A 21,428-nucleotide genomic window follows, 5' to 3' on the forward strand; every position below is an offset into this window, starting at 1 on the left:
GCACTGTGGGCTTTCCACTTCTATCCCTAATGCGAGTGCCAAGGTTATATTAAACAATAACCATTGTGGCCTCCTGCTATTTTTTTTTAATGTTAATTTAGAATTATTATTAAAACGCATGAAACCATTATACACTATAATTCTGTTATTTCTCTACCCGAAATTCTCATTTTTTATAGAAGCTTAAGCGCATAATTTTAACTAAATTTGAAATTAATATATCACAGATTTCAAACAATAATTCAACACTTTGCTTCTATGCGAAAACTAATTTTGTTTTTATTTTTTATTCTTCAACTCGTATCCTGCGTTAGTGTAAAAAAACACAATGAACAGATTGAAACTTTACATTCACCAGAAAGCTTACGTCGCGATATAGACCAAGTTTATAATCAATTAAAAAAGCATCATCCTAATCTTTATCAATACACTTCAAAAACCGACTTAGATTTTAAATTCGACAGCTTAAAAAAAGCCATACAAACCCCTATTAATTCGCGCGACTTTTACAAAAAGCTAGCACCAGTAGTGGCGCAAGTAAAACAAGGACATGTTTCCTTAGGTTCGGCGTACCAGGAATTTACAAGGAAGGAACGAAAAACATTGAAAAAGAAAAAATTTGAATTTTATGATTTGGATTTCGAATATTTAAATAACAAACTTTGGGTAGTAAATACCAAAGGAAAAGATTCTTCTTTAATAGGTGCAGAGGTACTAAAAATTGATAACGAAAATGTTTCAAATATTATACAAAGTATTAAAACTCGTTTCGCTTCAGATGGTTACAATCAAACTTTATATAATAGAGTGGTTGGACGTCATTTTTCAACCTATTACTATAAAGAAAAAGGTTTTATTGATAGTTTGAATATCCAATTTAAGTTGAAAGATTCTATTTTTTCAAAACTATTAAAGCGTATTTCAAAACATAAAAAAGAAGCAGAAAAGGATTCATTTCCTCAAAAACCAGCAATAAAATTAACCAAATTAGAACGTAAGCAAAATAGAATTGCCGCTAAAAACAAACGTAAAAAAGATAGAATATTTGGTTTTATACCAAAGGAAAAAGAATACACACGAAACTTTAATTTTATTGGTAAGGACAGCAGTACAGCTTACATGAAAATTAGAAGTTTTAATAACGGAAACTATCGTAAATTTTATAAAGACAGTTTTAAAAAACTAGATTCGGCCAAAACTAAAAACCTAATTATCGATTTACGTGATAATGGGGGTGGGCGTATAGCCGAAATAAATTATTTGTACGCTTATTTAAGTAAAACAGCATATACTTTTATGGCACCAAGTCAGGTGAATAATAGATTGTCTTTTTTTCCTGCGTTTATGAATAATACCAAATCTATTTCATTTAAAATGGTGACAGGAATTTTTTCACCCCTTATTGTCATCGATAATATATTAAAAACAAAAAAACAAGACGGGAAATGGCATTATAATTTTCGATATGCCAAAGTTCAAAAACCAAAAAATCTAAATTATACAGGCAACTTGTATGTATTAATTAATGGAAATTCGTTTTCGGCATCCTCGTTAATTTCAACAAATTTACAAGCAACAAATAGAGCTATTTTTGTTGGAGAAGAAACCGGAGGCGCTTTTAATGGCTGCGTTGCAGGTTTGTATAAAATATATCAATTACCCGAGTCGAAACTAAAAATTAGAATGGGGTTAATGCAAATAGAAACCCCTTTTAAACAAAATCCCGATGGTTATGGTGTAAAACCAAATATTGAAATTACTCCAACTATTTCGGATAGACTTTCAGGTAAAGACCCAGAAATCGATTGGGTTTTAAAGCACATTTCCGAAAAGTAAGAATGTTTGATTATATATTGCGGTAAAACAATTTAAGAACAATAATACCGTTTTAAATAGCCTAACAATCCATATTAAATTAAGATTTTAAACATGAATTTATTTAAAATAGTAGCAGCAGTATTTTTTCTTTCAAGCTTAGCGCTTTCAGCTCAAAATATCAATCAGTTTGATAGTGACGGAAAGCGTCATGGTATTTGGACTAAAAACTTCGAAAATACGGATGTTATTCGTTACGAGGGCGAGTTTTTTCATGGTAAAGAAGTAGGAACATTTAAATTTTATAAAAACATTAAAATGAAACCTGTATTATCTGCGGTAAAACAATTTAATAAAGAAAACAATATAGCGGAAGTTTCTTTTTTAGCTTCAACAGGAAAAGTGATTAGTACTGGTAAAATGGCAGGGAAGGCTTACATTGGTACATGGAAATATTATCATAAAAATAACGATAACCTACTTATTTTAGAGCATTTTGATGATTTGGGACAATTAACCGGAGAGCGTTTTGTTTATTATGAAAACGGACAAATTGCTGAAAAACAATTTTATATTTCAGGGGAATTACATGGAGAACTCATTGGTTATTCTGAAAAAGGAGTGGTTTTAAAATCATTCATTTACGAAGCTGGTGAACTTCACGGACTTTCAAAAGTATTTAACGGAAAAGGCGAATTAATTATTGAAGGAGCATATAAGCGCGGTAAAAAATATGGAGCTTGGAAATACTATGAAAACGGTAAATTAAAAGAGGAAAAAAGATTTTAATAATATACAGTATGTTAAAAATTAATATTTACTTTGTACTTGTAAATATCACAAAGTAAGATTGTTATTATGGCTGAGTTTATTAGAATTTATGAGGAAAATCCTAACCCGAAGGAGATTGAAAAGGTTGTTGCTATTTTAAAACAAGGCGGACTTATTATTTACCCGACAGATACGGTTTATGGATTAGGTTGCGATATTACTAATGTAAAAGCTTTAGAGAAAATTGCAAGGATTAAAGGGGTTAAACTTGAAAAGGCTAATTTCTCTTTTGTATGTCAAGATTTAAGTAATTTAAGCGACTATGTAAAGCAAATAGATACGTCTGTTTTTAAAATATTAAAACGCGCTTTACCGGGACCGTATACTTTTATTTTGCCTGGGTCTAAAAATTTACCAAACCCGTTTAAAAAACGAAAAACCGTTGGAATTCGAGTTCCTAACAATGCTATTGCATTGGATATTGTAAAACTTTTAGGTAACCCAATAATTTCAACATCTATTCATGATGAGGATACCGTTTTAGAATATACTACCGATCCCGAATTAATACATGAAAAATGGGATAACTTGGTCGATTTAGTTATCGATGGTGGTTATGGTGATAACGAAGCTTCTACAGTTATAGATCTTTCCGATGGTGATCCTGTGGTTTTACGGGAAGGCAAAGGAGCCTTAGATATTTTATAAAAAGTTTACAATGTAGTTTAAGCTAGTATAAAGTAGAGATATAAAAAAATCCACTTCAAATTGAAGTGGATTTTTTTATAACTAAAATTCTTAAAAAAAGAATTATGCTTAAATTATAATAACTATAAAGCTTATTGTCCTGCTTCTAAGTTTTTCATTTCTTTTTCAATCATCTCGTAAAACTGATCAATTTTTGGTAATAAAATAACGCGTGTTCTACGGTTTCTTGCTCTATTTGCAGCGGTATCATTATCAACTAAAGGCGTGTAAGAACTACGCCCTGCAGCAACTAATTGAGTTGGACTTACATCATATGATTGTAAAATACGGACTACAGATGTTGCACGTTTAACACTTAAATCCCAATTATCTAATAGTAAACCTTTTTGGTAAGACCTGCTATCTGTATGGCCTTCAATCATAGCTTCAAAATTAGGTTTGCTATTTATTACTTTGGCTACTTTAGCTAATATTTCTTTAGCTTTTGCTGTAACGGTATAGCTACCACTTTGGAAAAGTAATTTATCTGCAATAGAAATAAATACTACGCCCTTTTCAACGCTAACCTCAATATCAGGATCATTAATTCCAACTTCACGTTTTAAACTAGTCACCAAAGCTAAAGTAATACTATCTTTTTTGGTTACTGCTTCTTGTAAACGTGAAATTTTAAGTTCTTTTTCTTTTATACTTTCTAATGTTTTCTCTATACTACTAGCGCCTTTGGCAGATAATATTTGTAGGTTGTCATTATTTTTACGTAAATCACTTACTTGAGATTCTAGTACACCAACTTTTGCTGTTGCAGCTGCACGATCTTCTAAACACGAGTTTAATTTTACAGTAGCCGAGTTAAGCAGGTCTTGAGTTTCCTTTTGTTTAGCTTGTAAATCAGTAAATTGTCTTTTGGTTACACATGAGCTAAGAAGTAACATGGTTGACACACTTAGTAATAACACTTTTTTCATAAGTTATTTTATAATTATTGGGTTTAAAAAAATACGTTGATAATTAACAAAAGTATATAAAAATAGGTTGTTAGCAGAGTTATTAACAAAACTTTTACTAATTTTTTTAACTTTTGTAATACTTATTTTTATTTACGAAGTAATCTATTACAATAGACGTTTTTTGGTAGTAAATAATTTTATTTTTTATGTTTTTACGCGGTTTTAATAGTTTTTTTAAATTTTTGTAATAATTAAAGTGCGCTTTTAAAATAGCTAAAGTATGTTTGGGTTTTAATTCGAATAAAAATTTTACACCAGCAATGCCATCGAGAACCAAGCGAATAAAAATTATATAAAATAAAGGTCCCGTAGCGTTTTTGGTAAGAGCAAAAAGACTATTTCTAAAATTGAGGTAGGTTTTTTTAGGATTTAAAGCGTTAAGTGTAGCTCCACCAACATGATATATAGTAGATGTGCCAACGTATTTTATACTATACCCTTCGTTTTTTGCGCGCCAACAAAGATCTATTTCTTCCATGTGAGCAAAGAAAGATTCATCAAAACCATTCAATTTATTAAAGACGTCACTTTTTATAAATAAACAAGCGCCAGATGCCCAGAAAATTTCAGTGGTATCATTATATTGTCCGTTATCCTTTTCTAGAGTATTAAAAATTCGGCCACGACAATAAGGGTATCCAAATTTATCCAGAAATCCACCAGCCGCACCGGCATATTCAAAGTTGGTTTTGTTTTTAAAATCTAATAGTTTAGGTTGAAGTATGGCTGTATTTGGATTGTTTTTAAAGGTGTTTACAATAGGAGTTAACCAGTTTCTTGTTACTTCTACATCGCTATTTAATAAGCAAAACACATCGGCTTTTATATGCTTTAGGGCATCATTATACCCTTTGGCATAACCGCCATTTTCTATATTCTGAATAATTTTAACTGAAGGAAAATGAGTTTTCACAAATGTTACAGAATCATCAGTAGAAGCGTTATCGGCCACATAAATTTCGGCGTCTTTCGAGTTTTCAATAACCGAAGGTAAAAACTGCTCTAAAAGTGCTTTTCCATTCCAGTTTAATATAACGATGGCAAGTTTCAATAGTTATTTTTTTTGTTTTAAGTTAATTAAAGATTTATGTATTTATGATATTTTAAATAATTTAGGCGACTGCGACTGCGACTGCGACTGAAAACTAATTACCGTCTAGCATATTCGGGAATATCTTTTAAAAATTGATACCGCTCATTTTCAAAATCCATTTGGCAATAATAATGATTTAATCCGTTAGTCACCATTAAATAGCTCGCGTTTAACTCGGTATTATAACGAGCAATTTGATCGAATGTACTCTGGGTAATATTTATTTTGGGAGCTTTGCATTCTACAATTATATGAATGCTACCATTGGGATTAAAAATGACAATATCGTAACGTTTTTTTAAATCGTTAATAGTGAGTTCTTTTTCAACATTAATTAAAGAAATAGGATAGCTTTTAACCTCCATTAAATAACGTACGCAATGTTGCCGCACCCATTCTTCGGGTTGTAAAATCACAAATTTTTTGCGAATGCAATCGAATATAGATACTTTATTTTCGCTATTTTTGAAGCGAAATGAAAACTCAGGAAAATTTAATTCTTGTAACACTGAAATTGTAACTTTTTTCAAAGTTAAGGAATTAATCAATTTTTAAGGACTGTAAATTGTTTCTTAGTAAATTGAAATTTATAATTAGGAATTTATACCAGATTTGGACGAAGTAAAGCAAATAGCAGCAGACATAAAAAATAAAAACTTAAAGCCTATTTATTTTTTAATGGGTGAAGAGCCTTATTATATTGATAAAATTTCCGATTATATTGAAAGCTCTGTTTTGGATGAAGCCGAACGCGGGTTTAACCAAATGCTAATCTATGGTCGTGATGCCACAATTGATGATATTGTTGGGCATGCCAAACGCTACCCGATGATGGCAGAATACCAAGTGGTTATTGTTAAAGAAGCTCAAGATTTATCCCGAAGTATAGAAAAATTGGCAGAATATGCCAAAAACCCACAGCCAACGACAGTTTTAGTTTTCAATTATAAATACAAAAAAATTGATAAGCGTAAAGCACTTTATAAAACGCTTAAGAAAACAGGAGTTGTTTACGAAAGTAAAAAACTTTATGATAATCAAGTAGGAGATTGGATACGTCGGGTATTAGCACCAAAAAAATATGAAATAACTCCAAAAGCAGCGCAAATGCTTGTTGAGTTTTTAGGTACCGATTTAAGTAAAATAAATAATGAGTTAGAAAAACTTCAAATTATTTTACCAAAAGGTACACAAATTACACCAGAGCATATTGAAGAAAATATTGGAATTAGTAAAGATTACAATAATTTTGAGTTAAGAAAAGCAGTTGGTGAACGCAATACCGTTAAAGCCTTTAAAATTGTACAATATTTTGGTGAAAACCCTAAAGATAACCCTATGGTAGTTACGGTATCTTTATTATTTTCATATTTTTCGCAATTGCTTACCTTTCATGGTTTAAGTGATAAATCGCCAAGAAATGTAGCTTCAGCTCTTAAAGTGAATCCATATTTTGTAAATGATTATATCACGGCTGCCCGGAATTTCCCTATGAGAAAAGTGAGTGGGGTAGTCGCTGTTTTGCGAGAATTTGATGTAAAAAGTAAAGGTGTGGGCTCTAATGCTGTTCCGCAAGGCGATTTACTTAAAGAGCTTTTAGTGCGTATTTTTAGTTAGTTATAAGCCTAATAATGGTAATTGTTTCACTTTATGATATCTTAGAGCGACTTCAATACATTGCTTAAGTTCTGTTTCAGGAATGTTGTCTTCTAATTTAAAAATAATGGCACGGTGACCTTCAAACTCAAAAGTGTTTTTAAAAACAATTTTAAACGTTTCTACTAATTTACTGGTGCATTTAAAATACATGGCATATTGATCCGGGTTTTTCGGTTTCCAATCTATTCTAATAGTACTGCCTTTTTTTACTAAATAACTAGGTTCTCCCCATTTTAGGGTTTCTTCAATTTCAGAAATAACATCGATATTGTTGGCTACTTCTAAAATAAGAAATCTTAAGTGTTGTATTTTCTTTTTTACAAATTCGGGGTAATTATTAAACACCGTTTCAACTCTCGGATCTATTTGTACCTTTAATGATCTAAATGTCATTTTTTTCTTTTTAATTGAAATAGGCTTAAAGATAATATTAATTTAGTGTCCTATTAAAAATAATATAAATGAAATTAAAGATTCACAAGAGTTGGAAACCATATTTGGAAACCGAGTTTGAAAAACCATATTTTAAAGATTTAATGGTATTTGTTGCCAAGGAGTACAAAACAAAGACCTGTTTTCCTCCGCAAGAAGCCATTTTTAATGCTTTTAATTATTGTCATTTTAACGATGTAAAAGTCGTTATTATAGGTCAAGACCCCTATCACGATTACGGGCAAGCGAATGGTTTGTGTTTTTCTGTTGCAGAGGGTGTTAAACATCCGCCATCATTAGTTAATATTTTTAAAGAAATTGAAAGCGATTTAGGAATTCCATACCCTGAAAGTGGTAATCTAGAAAACTGGGCAAAACAAGGAGTATTACTTTTAAATGCGACATTAACAGTGCGGGCTCATGAAGCTGGAAGTCATCAAAAGCAAGGTTGGGAAACTTTTACAGATGCCGTTATAAAAACAGTTAGTGATAAGAAAGAAAATGTGATTTTTTTACTTTGGGGCGGTTTTGCAAAAAAGAAAGTAAAGCTCATAGATGCCAAAAAACATTTTGTTTTAAGTAGTGGGCATCCATCTCCATTATCTGCAAATAGAGGATATTGGTTTGGGAATAAGCATTTTTCGAAAGTGAACGAAAAACTTAAACTGTTAGAAATAAATACACTTAACTGGCAAATTAATTAGAGGGAGAATTATAAAAGCCAAGTTAAATTTATTAACTTCCTGTGGCAGCAAGATTTTCAGACACATTATCAAAAAAAGGTGCTAAAATTACCGGCTTTTTACTGGCCTCCTTTTTGGCCGTTTTGTTACAGCTAAACTTTAAAAGTAACAAGTTAATAAATACAAGTAGGGAGAATGCTAGTGTAATTGTTAGGATCATGTTAAATAAGTTTTAAATGTCTGTTAATATACGGTTTACATTAAAAGTATGTCACTTCCAATACGCCAAAAATAGTAATTAATTTAACACGGCTTTAAGATTTTTAAAATCGTTTTCAACTTTTATGATATCCGCAAATTCTTATGACAATTACCTATTGTTTCTTCAAAATAGTATCATGTTTTTTATCAACTACATTTTTATGAAGTGTGACCGATATCATTTTTAGTTTAAAATAAGCTTCACTCATATATATAAAGCCATTATTTGCAACCCGCTTAGAGTTGCCTCCCCATGAATTCTTTACTTTAAAGTACATAGTTCCATTTTGATCTTTTACTAAACCTGTAATATGCATTAAATGATCGTCGGTTGTATTAAAATTCTCAAATTCTTGTTGTCTGTAAACTTGTGTAATATTTTTTTCCTTTGCTATTTCCGATAAGGTTATTAAATTTAAGTTTGGTTCTTCCGGAATTATAGCCATACCTGGGTTTGCTGTAAAGGTTTTTTCACTAACATCGCAATCTAAGGCTACAGTGTAACCTTTTTTTAGTGCCTGTACTACGGTTGTAAATAATTCGTTTATAGGGAGGTTTAAATAACTACCATTTGAGAAATTATCAGGAATGTTTAAAATAAAGTTGGTATAAAAAGGTTCTTGGGTAAATGATGTTAAACTCACATAATCGTCTGGATTAATTTTTGTGAATTCCAAAAAAGATTTAGGTGTGTATTGTACGCCTTCATAATTAAAGGTTTCAATATTTTTACCCAAATAAATATCTAAAACCGATTCGATAACTGGTTTCCATTTTGGAGACAATGGTTTTTTAACATCCTTATTATAAGTATTTAATAAACCTCTTAAAACGGTAAGCATTTCAGAATGATTATGTGTAGTTTCCGTTTCATTAAGTCCTGTAAAAGTATAAGCAGGAACTAAACCATGTGTTTTTACACTATTTAAAACATCGTGAGCTAAACCACCATCGCTAAACTGCGTTTTTCCTTGGCGCATTATATAATTCCACGCCTTTTTAGGATAGGTGTTTCTTACGGTGTACATTTCAGATAAATCAATGGTTTTACCTGTAATCCTCATGATTTCACTTTCTAAAAACGACGAGGTAGAAAAACTCCAGCAGGTGCCCGTTTTTCCCTGACTAATAACATTGGTAGTTTCTAAATCTATAAGGGTTTCAAACTTATACGTTTGCGCATTTACAGAGATACAAATGAAGAGTAAAACGAGGAATGATATATTATTTTTCATAAGGAATGAAGGGTTTTTAATGAAATAAAATTTATTTTTGGCTAAAATATAGAAAATGAGTCAAGAAAATTGGATAACCGTTAAAGAATACACCGATATTACATATAAAAAATGTAATGGTGTAGCGCGTATAGCGTTTAACAGACCAAATGTGCGAAATGCATTTAGACCAAAAACCACTGCCGAATTATATGATGCGTTTTACGATGCTAATGAAGATGTCAATATAGGCGTGGTATTATTATCTGCCGAAGGGCCTTCAACAAAAGATGGCGTTTATTCCTTTTGTAGTGGAGGCGATCAAAAAGCTCGTGGACACCAAGGTTATGTTGGAGAAGATGGATATCATCGTTTAAACATTTTAGAAGTACAACGTTTAATTCGTTTTATGCCAAAAGCTGTAATAGCTGTAGTTCCGGGTTGGGCTGTTGGTGGCGGACATAGTTTACATGTGGTGTGCGATTTAACTTTAGCGAGTAAAGAACATGCTATTTTTAAACAAACTGATGCTGATGTAACCAGTTTTGATGGCGGTTACGGATCTGCCTATTTAGCAAAAATGGTTGGACAAAAAAGAGCACGCGAAATTTTCTTTTTAGGAAGAAATTACTCGGCGCAAGAAGCTTACGAAATGGGCATGGTGAATGCCGTTATTCCTCACGATGAGTTGGAAAGTACCGCTTATCAATGGGCGCAAGAAATATTAGCAAAATCGCCAACATCTATTAAAATGCTGAAATTCGCGATGAATTTAACAGATGATGGTATGGTGGGGCAACAAGTTTTTGCCGGAGAGGCCACACGTTTGGCTTATATGACTGATGAAGCCAAAGAAGGGCGCGATGCTTTTCTAGAAAAAAGAAAGCCTAATTTTCCAAAAAAATGGATTCCATAAATGAATAAAACAAAAGTTTGGATTTCTTCCATGCGTTTGCGCACCTTACCTTTATCTATTTCCGGAATTATTTTAGCTTCGTTTTTAGCCGCTTATCAAGGTGTTTTTAATTGGGGGATTTGTGTATTGGCTATTTTGTCTACACTAAGTTTTCAAATATTATCCAATTTAGCAAACGATTATGGTGATGGTGTAAAAGGAACAGATAACGATGATAGAATAGGGCCAGAGCGCGCTATACAAAGTGGAGAAATATCTCCAAAAGAAATGAAACGCGCTATTAAACTAAATGTATTTATTTCTATAGTTTTAGCTTTACTAACCATATATGTTGCTTTTGGACGTTCAAATTTTTTACTTTCAACGTTTTTTATAGCACTAGGTATAGCGGCAATTATAGCAGCTATTAAATATACGGTTGGTGGAAATGCCTATGGCTATAATGCTATGGGAGATATTTTTGTGTTTCTGTTTTTTGGTTTAGCAAGTGTTATAGGAGGTTATGTATTGTTTGCAAAAAGCATCGATTTTATAGTCGTTTTACCTGCAATATCTGTGGGATTGCTTAGTACAGCAGTGCTTAACCTTAACAATATGCGGGATATAGAATCTGATACAAAATCCAACAAAATTACTTTAGCTTTAAAACTAGGGGCTAAAAAAGCCAAAACATATCATAATATTTTGATTATTTCGGCAATTGTTATTTCTGTTTTATTTGGACTGTTATTTTATAAGTCGGTTTATAATTTCATTTTTATTATAGCTTTTGTTCCTTTGTTTGTTCATCTTAAAAAAGTGAATCAGACTAAAAACCCACAACATTTTGATCCCGAATTGAAAAAGTTAGCACTAACAACCGTGCTTTTAGCCATTTTAATGGGGGTTGGACAATTGTTATAAATTTTCACTAAATTTAAGGTTCAATTTTTAATTTATTTCTAATGAAAATTACATTCTACGGTCATGCTAGTTTAGGCATTCAAATAGATGATATTAATATTCTTGTAGATCCTTTTATTACAGGAAACGAAAAGGCTAGCCATATTGATATTAATAGGCTTAAAGCAGATTATATCATGGTAACGCACGCGCATCAAGATCATATTTTAGATGTTGAAGCCATTGCAAAACGCACTGGAGCTGTCATTATTTCTAATTTTGAAATTGTAACGCATTTTAATAATTTAGGCTTAGAAGGTCACCCAATGAATCACGGTGGGCAATGGGATTTTGAGTTTGGAAATGTGAAGTACGTAAACGCCATTCATACATCCTCTTTTCCCGATGGTACTTATGGTGGGCAGCCCGGAGGTTTTATTATAGAAAGTGAACATAAAAATATTTATATCGCGGGTGATACGGCTTTAACTTTTGATATGAAATTAATTCCGCTACAAACAAAACTCGATTTAGCAATTTTACCTATTGGTGATAATTTTACCATGGGCATTAACGATGCTATTTTAGCTAGTGATTTTGTAGAATGCGATAAAATTTTAGGTTGCCATTTTGATACTTTCGGATATATTGAAATAGATCATGAAGTAGCAAAACGTAAGTTTTTCGAAAAAGATAAAGACCTGATGCTTTTAGAAATAGGAGAGAGTATTGAACTTTAAAAGAGGCGGTTTGTTTTAATTTCAATTTTAAAACATCTGATTTCTAAAGTCTTATTGTGTTTTATTTTAATAATTACTGCATCCATATTAAAACTGCTTTTTTGTTATATTTTAAGACAATTATTATTAATTTTCTATTAAAAGAATAAAGGATTAGTCAATCCGAAATATTTATAAGAATCCTTCTTAACTTTTGATGTTCCTTAGAATAAATTGTTATTTTAGCAGGACTATGACGGCAACGTACCAACCTTATACTTTAAATTTTAAACAAGCCAGCGGAACATCGCGAGGTATATTAAAAACTAAGGATACTTGGTTTTTAATTATAAAAGAAGGCCAAAAAAAAGGCATTGGTGAATGTGGTATGTTTCGAGGACTTTCGGTTGATGATAGACCCGATTATGAAACCAAACTACAATGGGTTTGCGATAATATCAATCTTGGTTTAACGGAGTTATTATCGAAGTTAGAAGCATTTCCAAGCATTCAATTTGGATTAGAAATGGCTTTTAAATCTTTAGAAAGTCAAGATGGCTTTGATTTATTTCCTTCAAAATTCACAAAAAATGAAGATTCAATTTCTATAAATGGCTTAATTTGGATGGGCAGTGAGCAATTTATGAAGCAGCAAATTCAAGATAAATTAGAAGCTGGATTTCGTTGTATAAAAATGAAAATTGGAGCTATAGATTTTCAAACAGAAATTAATCTCTTAAAATCTATTCGAAAACAATTCAGTGCTAAAGATATTGAATTACGTGTGGATGCGAATGGAGCATTTAAACCTTCGGAAGCTTTAGAAAAATTAAAGATTTTATCCGATTTCAATTTACATTCCATAGAACAACCTATTAAACAAGGGCAGGTTGAGGACATGGCAAAATTGTGTCAAGCCACACCTTTACCGATAGCCTTAGACGAGGAGTTGATTGGTGTGTTTTCCGAAGAAAAAAAGAAAGCTTTATTAGAAACTATTTGTCCGCAGTACATCATTTTAAAACCGAGTTTAATTGGAGGATTTAGTGGTAGTAACAGCTGGATAAATTTGGCAAATAAGCAAAATATTGGTTGGTGGATTACTAGCGCTTTGGAGAGTAATGTAGGCTTAAATGCCATTGCTCAATATACCTATAGTTTAAAAAGTGATTTACCTCAAGGCTTGGGTACAGGAAGTTTGTTTTCTAACAATTTTAAATCGCCACTTGTAGTTAAAAATGGTACATTGCAATATAATAATGTTGAACATTGGGAATTTAATTTAGAAACATGTATATAGAACAGGCCTTTAAAGGTTTACATGATTGGTGGCGGTATATGGTAGGCATTGTAATTATTTTTACAGCTTGGCAATTAATAGGTATGATTCCGCTAGGACTGGCGTTAGGAATTAAGGCCTTTGAAACGGGAGATATGCCAGGTACTATTCCACAAATGATTGAAGTTTTAGGAAGTAATTTATTTCTGTTTTTAATGTTATTGTCTTTTGTGGGCGGTTTAGCAGGTGTTATTTTATCGGCTAAAATTTTACACAACCTGTCATTTTTACAATTAACCACATCAAGAAAAAAAATAGATTGGAAACGGTTTTGGTTTGTATTTATTTTGTGGGGCGTCGTGTCGTCGGGCTTTGTACTTGTCGATTATTTCTTTTTTACTCCAGAAGATTACGTGCTTAATTTTAACTTAAAACCATTTTTAATATTAGCGGCCATTGCCATTTTACTCATTCCTTTGCAAACCAGTTTCGAAGAGTATTTTTTTAGAGGCTATTTAATGCAAGGCATTGGAATGATATTTAAAAATAAATGGGCACCACTTTTAATAACCTCAATTGGTTTTGGACTCATGCATATAGCAAACCCAGAAGTAGAACAATTGGGGCCTATTATTATGGTATATTATATAGGAACAGGTTTGTTTTTAGGTATTTTAACCTTAATGGACGATGGTCTAGAGCTGTCCTTGGGTTTTCATGCGGCCAATAATTTATTTACAGCTTTATTGGTTACTGCCGATTGGACAGCCTTTCAAACCGATTCCATTTTAAAAGATATGTCCGATCCAAAAACCATGGTTATTGGCGAAATAATATTTCCTGTATTCGTAGTTTTTCCGATAATTTTATTGATACTTTCAAAAAAATATAATTGGAGTGATTGGAAAACTAAATTATTCGGAAAAATAGAAGAACCACCAAAAGATAATTATAAAATAATAGAATAATTATGATACCAGATTATACTAAAGTACATGTAAGATTTAAGTTAAATGATTACCATTATTCACACGACGATTTAATGGAAGTAGCCTATAGTTTTGTTAAAGAAGGTGTTAGTTACGAGCGAGAATTGGGCGAATTTTTACTCGATTGGTTAGATCAACACGATTATGTTAAAGTGCGCACTTCCGGATCTACAGGTAAGCCAAAGGAAATCATGATTAAAAAAGAAGCCATGATAAAATCTGCCATTGCTACTGGAGATTTTTTCAATCTTACACCAGGTAAAAAGGTATTACACTGTTTACCTTCAAATTTCATTGCAGGTAAAATGATGATTGTAAGGGCTATTGTTTTAGGGCTCGAATTAGATATTGTAGAGCCATCTGCTTTACCTAGAATCGATTATGAAAAAGATTACGAGTTTTGTGCTTTTACACCTATGCAGCTTAAAAATTTTGCAAAATATTTTAATAAAATAAAAACGGTAATTGTTGGTGGTGGACGTGTCTCGGATAGTATAAAAGCGTTAATTCAAGATAAAAAAACAATGGTTTACGAAACCTATGGTATGACCGAGACAGTATCGCATATTGCTATCAAAAAAATAAATAATTTTACAGATTCAGACTCTAAAATATGTTTTAAAACCTTACCCGGTATTACAGTATCTACAGACGATAGAAATTGCTTAGTTATTCATGCTCCAGAACTTTTAGATGAAAAAGTAATTACCAACGATATTGTAAAAATACATTCCGATACCAGTTTTGAGTGGCTAGGACGGTTTGACAATGTAATTAATTCGGGTGGAATAAAATTGTATCCCGAGGTTATTGAAAAAAAACTTCAATGTAAAATAGATAAACAATTTTTTATAACGTCTATTCCAGATGAAATTTTAGGCGAAAAGGTGATATTAATTATTGAAGGCAATGATAATAACATAGATCAATCTATTTTTGATGGTTTGGATAAATATGAAAAACCTAAAGCCGTTTATTCTGTAGAAAAATTTATTGATACGGCATCGGGAAAAATTCATCGAAAAAATACGTTAGACCAAATTGTTTTATAAATCGACATAAAGAAACTATTACAATACACCTATTAGATTATAAAGCCTAATAGGTGTTTTTTTATTTAATCTATAACAGTGAAAAATAAATATTAATAAGGCAAAGTTGTAACTTAGTCTATTATATTTATACCAATAGAAAAATTATTATTATGAATTTTATAAAACGTGTATTATCAACCGTTACCGGAATTATTGTGTTTTTTGTGCTTTTCTTTTTAGGACTTGCAGTTTTAGGGCTTGTTGTAGGCTCTGGAGCAGATGATGTTGTAAAAGTTAAAGACAATTCGATACTGGAATTAAAATTAGATTTCCCAATTAAAGATTATGCGGGTAAAACAGAATTTGCAGAATATCCTTTTTTAAATGAAGATAAGAAAAATGGACTTTTCAATATTATCGATGCTATTAATTATGCGGCTACCGATAGTAAAATTAAAGGAATTTCTATTGATAATAATTTTATTGATGCTGGAATATCTCAAGCTAAAGCCTTAAGAAAAGCCCTTTTAAAATTTAAAGAATCTGGCAAATTTATTGTGGCTTACGCCGATATTTATACGCAAAAAGATTATTATTTGTCGTCGGTTGCCGATACTATTTATATGAATCCTGCTGGGATGATGGAATTTAAAGGTTTGTATTCCGAACAATTATATTTTAAGGATTTTCAAGAAAAATCTGGAGTTAAAATGGAAGTCGTGCGCTTCGGAAAGTATAAGAGTGCCGTTGAGCCATTCTTAGAAAATGAAATGAGCGATAATAATCGGGAGCAAATTTCGGTGTATTTAAAATCACTTTGGAATGAAATGAAAAAAGACATTTCTAAAAGCAGAAGTATTGAGGAAACCCGATTAGATATTATAGCCGATAGTCTTTTAGCTCGAAATGCAACCTTGGCTAAATCTTCCAAAATGATTGATAAAATAGCTTATCATGATGAGTTTGAGAACGGATTGAAATATGCAGTTGGTATTGGAAAGGATGAAAAATTAAAACAGATTTCAATTTTTGATTATGCGATTTATACAGCAGGTAAATTGAAATTAAAATCAAGCGAAAACAGAATTGCTGTTATTTATGCCGAAGGTGAAATTATTTATGGTGAAGGAGATGAAAACAATGTCGGCCAAGGGACTATGAGTACCTCGCTTAAAAAAGCGCGAGACGACGATAAAGTAAAAGCAATTGTTTTACGTATTAATTCACCTGGTGGAAGTGCTTTGGCAAGTGAATTAATTTGGCGAGAAATTGAATTAACAAAAAAAGTAAAACCTGTTATTGTTTCTATGGGGAATCTTGCGGCATCTGGCGGTTACTATATTGCCTGTAATGCCGATAAAATTATAGCCGAACCAACAACCATTACTGGAAGTATAGGGGTGTTTGGCGTACTGCCAAATGCTTCTGCTTTAGTTAGTAAAATGGGTATAAATGCAGAACAAGTGGTGACTAATAAAAACGCGGTAACTTATAGCTTTTTTGAACCTATGAATGAAGAGCAGCGTGCTTTTATTAAAGAAGGTATTATTGATATTTATGAATTATTTACAAATCGTGTAGCAGAAGGACGTGGTATGGATCAAGATGACGTTAAAGCCATTGCGCAAGGTCGTGTTTGGACGGGTGCCGATGCAGTTAACAATGGCTTAGTAGATGAATTGGGCGGGTTGGATTTAGCATTAAAATATGCCGCTGAAGCTGGAGGAATTGAAGATTATAAAATAAAAGAATTCCCAGTATTTGAAAAAGATTTGGATAAAATGCTTCAAGATTATGGCTTAGTAAAAGCTAAAGAAACGATTTTAAAAGAAGAACTTGGCGAGGCGCAATACCGTATTTATAAAGACGTTAAGGCTCGTACCCAACGTAAAGGTATTCAGTTATTGTTTCCTTATAATACAGATGTGAAGTAAGAATAAAACCTATAATCTTATAATATAATATTCTCTTTTAAAAAGCTTCATATTCAATGTAATATGGAGCTTTTTTTATTCATTAATATTTGCGTGTTGGTTTCATATAAAAGGGTTTAATAGCCTAAATAAAACGTATTATAATATATGCCATGTAAATAAGGTAAGCAATCCATCAGAATCAGGGCTTAAAACCATTTTTTATTTATATTTGCATTTCAATTTCAGCAATGAGGTCTGCTTATAACAGTTCCAGCAAGAACTACTGACATCTACTTTTTAAAGGCTTGTGTCTCCGTAGAATCATGTATTAAAAGCAATATGAAAAAAAATAAAATTAAAGATTTTTTATTCTCATTCGAACAAATCCCTTCTTTATTATATCTTTTTAAATGGGTTTTAATTTGTTTAACTCTTGGCGTTTTAGCGGGTAGTGTTTCTGCTTTTTTTCTGTTGAGTTTAGAATGGGCGACCAATTGGAGAGAAGCTCATTTGTGGGTGATTGCTTTATTACCTGTAGGCGGATTTATTATTGGTATATTTTATCATTTATATGGTAACAGTGTTGTAAAAGGAAATAATTTATTATTAGAAGAACTTCATTCTCCTAAAAAAGTAATTCCGTTTAGAATGGTTCCTTTGGTTTTATTTGGGACTATTTTAACACATTTTTTTGGTGGATCTGCAGGTCGAGAGGGGACAGCAGTGCAGATTGGAGGCGCTATTGCCGATCAGTTTACCAAAGCTTTAAAACTATCAAAACGGGATCGTAAAATTGTATTAATAGCTGGTATTAGTGCTGGTTTTGCTTCTGTTTTCGGAACCCCATTGGCTGGAGGTATTTTTGCTTTGGAAGTCTTAATATTAGGTAGAATTCGCTTAGACGCCATTATACCGAGTTTTATGGCGGCCATTTTTGCTAATTATTTCTGTGAAATCTGGGGCGTATCGCATACGCATTATCATATTAGTGCAGTTGCCGAAATGACACCTATTAATTTATTATGGTCTTTATTAGCTGGTATTATTTTTGGATTGGTTGCCATGCTTTTTTCTAAATCAACCCATTTTTGGGGACACCTTTTTGGCAAACATATTAAATATCCACCGCTTCGTCCTGTAATTGGTGGTACCATATTAGCTATCGCTATTTACTTTATGGGTACAACTAAATATATTGGACTAGGTATACCTACTATTGTTGAAGCTTTTGATGTAAACCTTAATTCTTACGATTTCCTTTTGAAACTGTTATTTACATCATTTACGCTTGGCGCTGGTTTTAAAGGGGGCGAGGTAACCCCATTATTTTTTATAGGCGCCACTTTAGGTAATGTGTTAATTTGGTTTATTCCGTTACCCATGGGCTTACTGGCAGGCATGGGGTTTGTTGCTGTTTTTGCAGGGGCAACCAATACACCAATAGCTTGTACTATAATGGGGATAGAACTTTTTGGTATAGAATCGGGGGTTTTTATCGCATTGGCTTGTGCTACGGCGTATTTGTTTTCTGGACATTCTGGCGTGTATTCTTCTCAAATTATTGGAAGTCCAAAAAACAATGCTTATATTAAAGAAAAAGGGCTTTCATTATCTGAAATAACTAAAAAAAGAGAGCAGGAATGAAAGGATCTAAAACAATTTTAGGACATTTAAAATAGTGTTAAAAATTAAAAATCTAGGCATTTTTTAAGAAAATGTATACCACTTTGCTATTTATTCACGCACTATAAAAGATCAAAAAAAATGGTTTATTGTACATTTTGTATTTAAACTGGCTTAAAACTATTTTTTGATAAATCATCTGAAATGCAATGTTTTCTTATTTAGTTGTGGGATTTATTTTTATTCCCTTTCTTAATTTCGTATTATTAAATTTGAAAAGAAAATTAACTTGTTAAAACAATTAAGTCCTAATTTGTTGTTAACAAAAATAAATTATTAATGGATAACCTACTTACATTTTCAATTACGGTATTTACTGGCTTTTTTGCAATAACAAACCCTATTTCTAATATGACGGTTTTTTTATCTTTAACTCAAGGTTACGACAAAAAAAATAAGCGGGATATAAATAAAAGAGCCAATATTACTGCATTTATAATTGTTACTGTTTTTGTGCTTTTAGGAAAGTATATTTTTGAGTTGTTTAATATTAGTATTCCTGCATTTAAAATTACAGGTGGAATTTTAATATTTTATATAGGTTTTGAAATGTTACAATCTAAAAAGTCAAATGTTAAAAGCCTAGAACATGTTAACGTGGATGAAAATATAGCAGTTTCACCACTTGCTATTCCTATTTTAGCAGGACCAGGAACTATTGTAACGGCCATGAATTTTGTGGCAAACGTTCAAACCATTCATATTATATTGGTGATTGCAATATTTGGCTCTATGAGTTTGTTAACCTATTTTACCTTTCGATTAAGTGATGCTATTGTAAGGATAGTGGGGAATAATGTTATTTCTGTTATAGGAAAAATAATGGGATTAATTATCGCTATTATTGGAACCGGTATGGTGATTACAGGGATAAAAATTTCGTTTAACTTATTATCTTAACTTACCTCGTAAAATATTTATATTTAATAGAATTTAGAGAAAAATAGATTTGAAATATATAACTAACATATCATTTCAAAGCTCGGAAGAGTCAACAGATTTTGAGTTTTTGAATTTAAGCAATTTTTTTGCTAGAATACCAGAAATTCAAAATCATAACCCTACCGATCCACATAGAGTAAATTTTTTCGCTTTACTCATGGTTACCAAGGGAACAGGGAGCCATCAAATTGATTTAAAGGATTACACTTTAAAAGCAGGATCGGTATTAAAAATAGCAAAAGGTCAGGTGCATGCTTTTCAGAAAGGTGCAGACTATGAGGGCGTTTTAATTATATTTACAGAGCGTTTTGTACTTAATCATTTTTCGAAATCTTCAATTAATATTATTTCACACCTATACAATTATCATATAACTTCTCCTATTTTTAACGATACATTGGGGAATGAGTTATTTATAAAAGAACTAACATTAGAATTAACTCATGATAATACCTATGCTCAAAAGAATATTGTGGCGGCTTTATTAAATTTGTATTTATTACGATTGGAACGTCAATCTAATACAGGCAAATTGCTAAGTATAAACCAAAAGTATCATGCCATTTTTATTCAGTTTAAAGATTTGGTTGAAGCGCATTATATCAAAACAAGAAATGTTAAAGATTATGCTGAACTCATGTTTATTTCTGCTAAATATTTAAATAAAACAGTAAAGGATTTCACCTTGAATACGGCAAAAATATTTATAGATCAGTACGTTATTCTAGAGGCTAAAAGAGCCATTGTAATTACCGATAAAAGTTTTAAAGAAATTGCGTTTGAAGTTGGTTTTGATGAAGTTACTAATTTCACTAAATTCTTTAAAAAACATACAGGAATGACTCCAAAACAGTTTAAATCGAGTTTGTAAAAACCAACTGTTCCCACATTTACCATTTTCATTCGAATATTAACCTTTCAGGTTCTAGAGTAATGATGCAATTTTGTATCAAACTTTAAAACCTAATAAAATGAATACAAAATTTATAGCCTGTATGGGTTTGGTACTATTTAGTATCGGGCTCAGTTTTTCACAAGAAAAAACTTTAGAAAACACAAAATTTCAATTTGGAGTAGATGAGCATTATATGGATGGTTATTCCTTAAACTTTCAGTATCAAAATGGGACTGCTTTACACATGGAATTTAAAAACGGAAAGGCACAATACGAATGGATTATCGGGCCAAGAAAAGGTAATGGTAACCAAGATATTCCATACCGTTCTCGTAAAATTGGGAATAATATGTATTTAGTAAATTGGCACGAAACGGGATTAAGCGATTATTTAACTATTGTTTTTGATTTGGAAAAAATGACAATCCACAGCTCTATAATAGTGGGGTATAAAAATAAACCGGAAAGAACTTTAAAAACGGTATTTAAAACAGGAGTTATCGATCATTTAAAAAAGATGAATTGAT

22 protein-coding genes are annotated in these 21,428 nt (G+C 31.6%); 16 read left to right on the top strand and 6 right to left on the bottom strand.

Annotated features, from left to right (window positions below; all coding sequences use genetic code 11):
* Positions 1-258 precede the first annotated feature (258 nt).
* The 3 genes from FQU21_RS04645 (at position 259) to FQU21_RS04655 (ending at position 3,294) form a co-directional block, all read left to right on the top strand.
* Positions 259-1,836 (top strand): S41 family peptidase, encoded by a 1,578-nt coding sequence (locus FQU21_RS04645; RefSeq protein WP_147676824.1) that lies wholly within the window; start codon positions 259-261, stop codon positions 1,834-1,836.
* A 93-nt stretch (positions 1,837-1,929) separates the two neighbouring features.
* Complete coding sequence (locus FQU21_RS04650; RefSeq protein WP_147676825.1) at positions 1,930-2,604, top strand: toxin-antitoxin system YwqK family antitoxin; 675 nt, start codon at positions 1,930-1,932, stop codon at positions 2,602-2,604.
* Positions 2,605-2,673: 69 nt separating this feature from the next.
* A complete protein-coding gene (locus tag FQU21_RS04655; RefSeq protein WP_147676826.1) occupies positions 2,674-3,294 on the top strand; it encodes an L-threonylcarbamoyladenylate synthase in 621 nt (206 codons plus the stop codon).
* A 131-nt stretch (positions 3,295-3,425) separates the two neighbouring features.
* Here FQU21_RS04655 and FQU21_RS04660 read toward each other — a convergent pair whose 3' ends face one another.
* The 3 genes from FQU21_RS04660 to FQU21_RS04670 form a co-directional block, all read right to left on the bottom strand.
* Positions 3,426-4,262 carry an OmpA/MotB family protein gene (locus FQU21_RS04660; protein ID WP_147676827.1) on the bottom strand — a complete coding sequence of 279 codons (837 nt, stop codon included), beginning with the start codon at positions 4,260-4,262 and terminating at the stop codon, positions 3,426-3,428.
* 106 nt (positions 4,263-4,368) lie between these two features.
* A complete protein-coding gene (locus FQU21_RS04665; protein WP_147676828.1) occupies positions 4,369-5,355 on the bottom strand; it encodes a glycosyltransferase family 2 protein in 987 nt (328 codons plus the stop codon).
* Positions 5,356-5,453: 98 nt separating this feature from the next.
* On the bottom strand, positions 5,454-5,927 hold the full coding sequence (locus tag FQU21_RS04670; RefSeq protein WP_246124760.1) for a type I restriction enzyme HsdR N-terminal domain-containing protein: 474 nt from the start codon (positions 5,925-5,927) through the stop codon (positions 5,454-5,456).
* Positions 5,928-6,009: 82 nt separating this feature from the next.
* On the opposite strand from FQU21_RS04670, the gene holA reads away from it, so the two are divergent.
* Positions 6,010-7,014 (top strand): DNA polymerase III subunit delta, encoded by a 1,005-nt coding sequence (gene holA / locus FQU21_RS04675; protein WP_147676829.1) that lies wholly within the window; start codon positions 6,010-6,012, stop codon positions 7,012-7,014.
* Here holA and FQU21_RS04680 read toward each other — a convergent pair whose 3' ends face one another.
* Positions 7,015-7,449, bottom strand: a complete 435-nt coding sequence (locus FQU21_RS04680; protein ID WP_147676830.1) for a DUF1801 domain-containing protein — start codon at positions 7,447-7,449, stop codon at positions 7,015-7,017.
* A 68-nt stretch (positions 7,450-7,517) separates the two neighbouring features.
* On the opposite strand from FQU21_RS04680, the gene FQU21_RS04685 reads away from it, so the two are divergent.
* Positions 7,518-8,192 (top strand): uracil-DNA glycosylase, encoded by a 675-nt coding sequence (locus tag FQU21_RS04685; RefSeq protein WP_147676831.1) that lies wholly within the window; start codon positions 7,518-7,520, stop codon positions 8,190-8,192.
* Between the two features lie 31 nt (positions 8,193-8,223).
* Here the strand turns inward: FQU21_RS04685 and FQU21_RS17395 are convergent, their stop codons facing one another.
* Both FQU21_RS17395 and FQU21_RS04690 read right to left on the bottom strand, forming a co-directional pair.
* Positions 8,224-8,391: a hypothetical protein gene (locus tag FQU21_RS17395; RefSeq protein WP_187269321.1), complete on the bottom strand. Its 168-nt coding sequence runs from the start codon at positions 8,389-8,391 to the stop codon at positions 8,224-8,226.
* 154 nt (positions 8,392-8,545) lie between these two features.
* Complete coding sequence (locus tag FQU21_RS04690) at positions 8,546-9,667, bottom strand: C1 family peptidase (protein WP_147676832.1); 1,122 nt, start codon at positions 9,665-9,667, stop codon at positions 8,546-8,548.
* Between the two features lie 55 nt (positions 9,668-9,722).
* Here FQU21_RS04690 and FQU21_RS04695 point away from each other — a divergent pair, with 55 nt between their 5' ends.
* The 11 genes from FQU21_RS04695 (at position 9,723) to FQU21_RS04745 (ending at position 21,427) form a co-directional block, all read left to right on the top strand.
* The gene (locus tag FQU21_RS04695) at positions 9,723-10,562 is read left to right on the top strand and encodes a 1,4-dihydroxy-2-naphthoyl-CoA synthase (RefSeq protein WP_147676833.1); all 840 of its coding nucleotides are present in this window, start codon (positions 9,723-9,725) and stop codon (positions 10,560-10,562) included.
* Positions 10,563-11,465 carry a 1,4-dihydroxy-2-naphthoate octaprenyltransferase gene (menA, locus tag FQU21_RS04700; protein ID WP_147676834.1) on the top strand — a complete coding sequence of 301 codons (903 nt, stop codon included), beginning with the start codon at positions 10,563-10,565 and terminating at the stop codon, positions 11,463-11,465.
* A gap of 41 nt (positions 11,466-11,506) precedes the next feature.
* Positions 11,507-12,184, top strand: a complete 678-nt coding sequence (locus FQU21_RS04705) for a metal-dependent hydrolase (RefSeq protein WP_147676835.1) — start codon at positions 11,507-11,509, stop codon at positions 12,182-12,184.
* 232 nt (positions 12,185-12,416) lie between these two features.
* The gene (locus tag FQU21_RS04710) at positions 12,417-13,463 is read left to right on the top strand and encodes an o-succinylbenzoate synthase (protein WP_147676836.1); all 1,047 of its coding nucleotides are present in this window, start codon (positions 12,417-12,419) and stop codon (positions 13,461-13,463) included.
* Positions 13,454-14,410, top strand: coding sequence for a CPBP family intramembrane glutamic endopeptidase (locus tag FQU21_RS04715; protein ID WP_147676837.1), 957 nt, complete (start codon positions 13,454-13,456; stop codon positions 14,408-14,410). The genes FQU21_RS04710 and FQU21_RS04715 overlap by 10 nt, the downstream gene beginning before the upstream one ends.
* Positions 14,411-14,412: 2 nt before the next feature.
* A complete protein-coding gene (locus FQU21_RS04720; RefSeq protein ID WP_147676838.1) occupies positions 14,413-15,483 on the top strand; it encodes an AMP-binding protein in 1,071 nt (356 codons plus the stop codon).
* A 152-nt stretch (positions 15,484-15,635) separates the two neighbouring features.
* Positions 15,636-17,399 carry a signal peptide peptidase SppA gene (gene sppA, locus FQU21_RS04725; protein WP_147676839.1) on the top strand — a complete coding sequence of 588 codons (1,764 nt, stop codon included), beginning with the start codon at positions 15,636-15,638 and terminating at the stop codon, positions 17,397-17,399.
* A gap of 321 nt (positions 17,400-17,720) precedes the next feature.
* Positions 17,721-19,025 carry a voltage-gated chloride channel family protein gene (locus FQU21_RS04730; protein WP_147676840.1) on the top strand — a complete coding sequence of 435 codons (1,305 nt, stop codon included), beginning with the start codon at positions 17,721-17,723 and terminating at the stop codon, positions 19,023-19,025.
* Between the two features lie 318 nt (positions 19,026-19,343).
* Positions 19,344-19,964 carry a MarC family protein gene (locus FQU21_RS04735; RefSeq protein ID WP_147676841.1) on the top strand — a complete coding sequence of 207 codons (621 nt, stop codon included), beginning with the start codon at positions 19,344-19,346 and terminating at the stop codon, positions 19,962-19,964.
* 49 nt (positions 19,965-20,013) lie between these two features.
* Positions 20,014-20,877, top strand: coding sequence for a helix-turn-helix domain-containing protein (locus tag FQU21_RS04740; RefSeq protein WP_147676842.1), 864 nt, complete (start codon positions 20,014-20,016; stop codon positions 20,875-20,877).
* Positions 20,878-20,977: 100 nt separating this feature from the next.
* Positions 20,978-21,427: a MoaF-related domain-containing protein gene (locus FQU21_RS04745; protein ID WP_147676843.1), complete on the top strand. Its 450-nt coding sequence runs from the start codon at positions 20,978-20,980 to the stop codon at positions 21,425-21,427.
* The last annotated feature ends 1 nt before the right edge of the window (position 21,428 follow it).

The organism is Algibacter pacificus, assembly GCF_008033385.1.
GTDB classification, from domain to species: Bacteria; Bacteroidota; Bacteroidia; order Flavobacteriales; family Flavobacteriaceae; genus Algibacter; species Algibacter pacificus.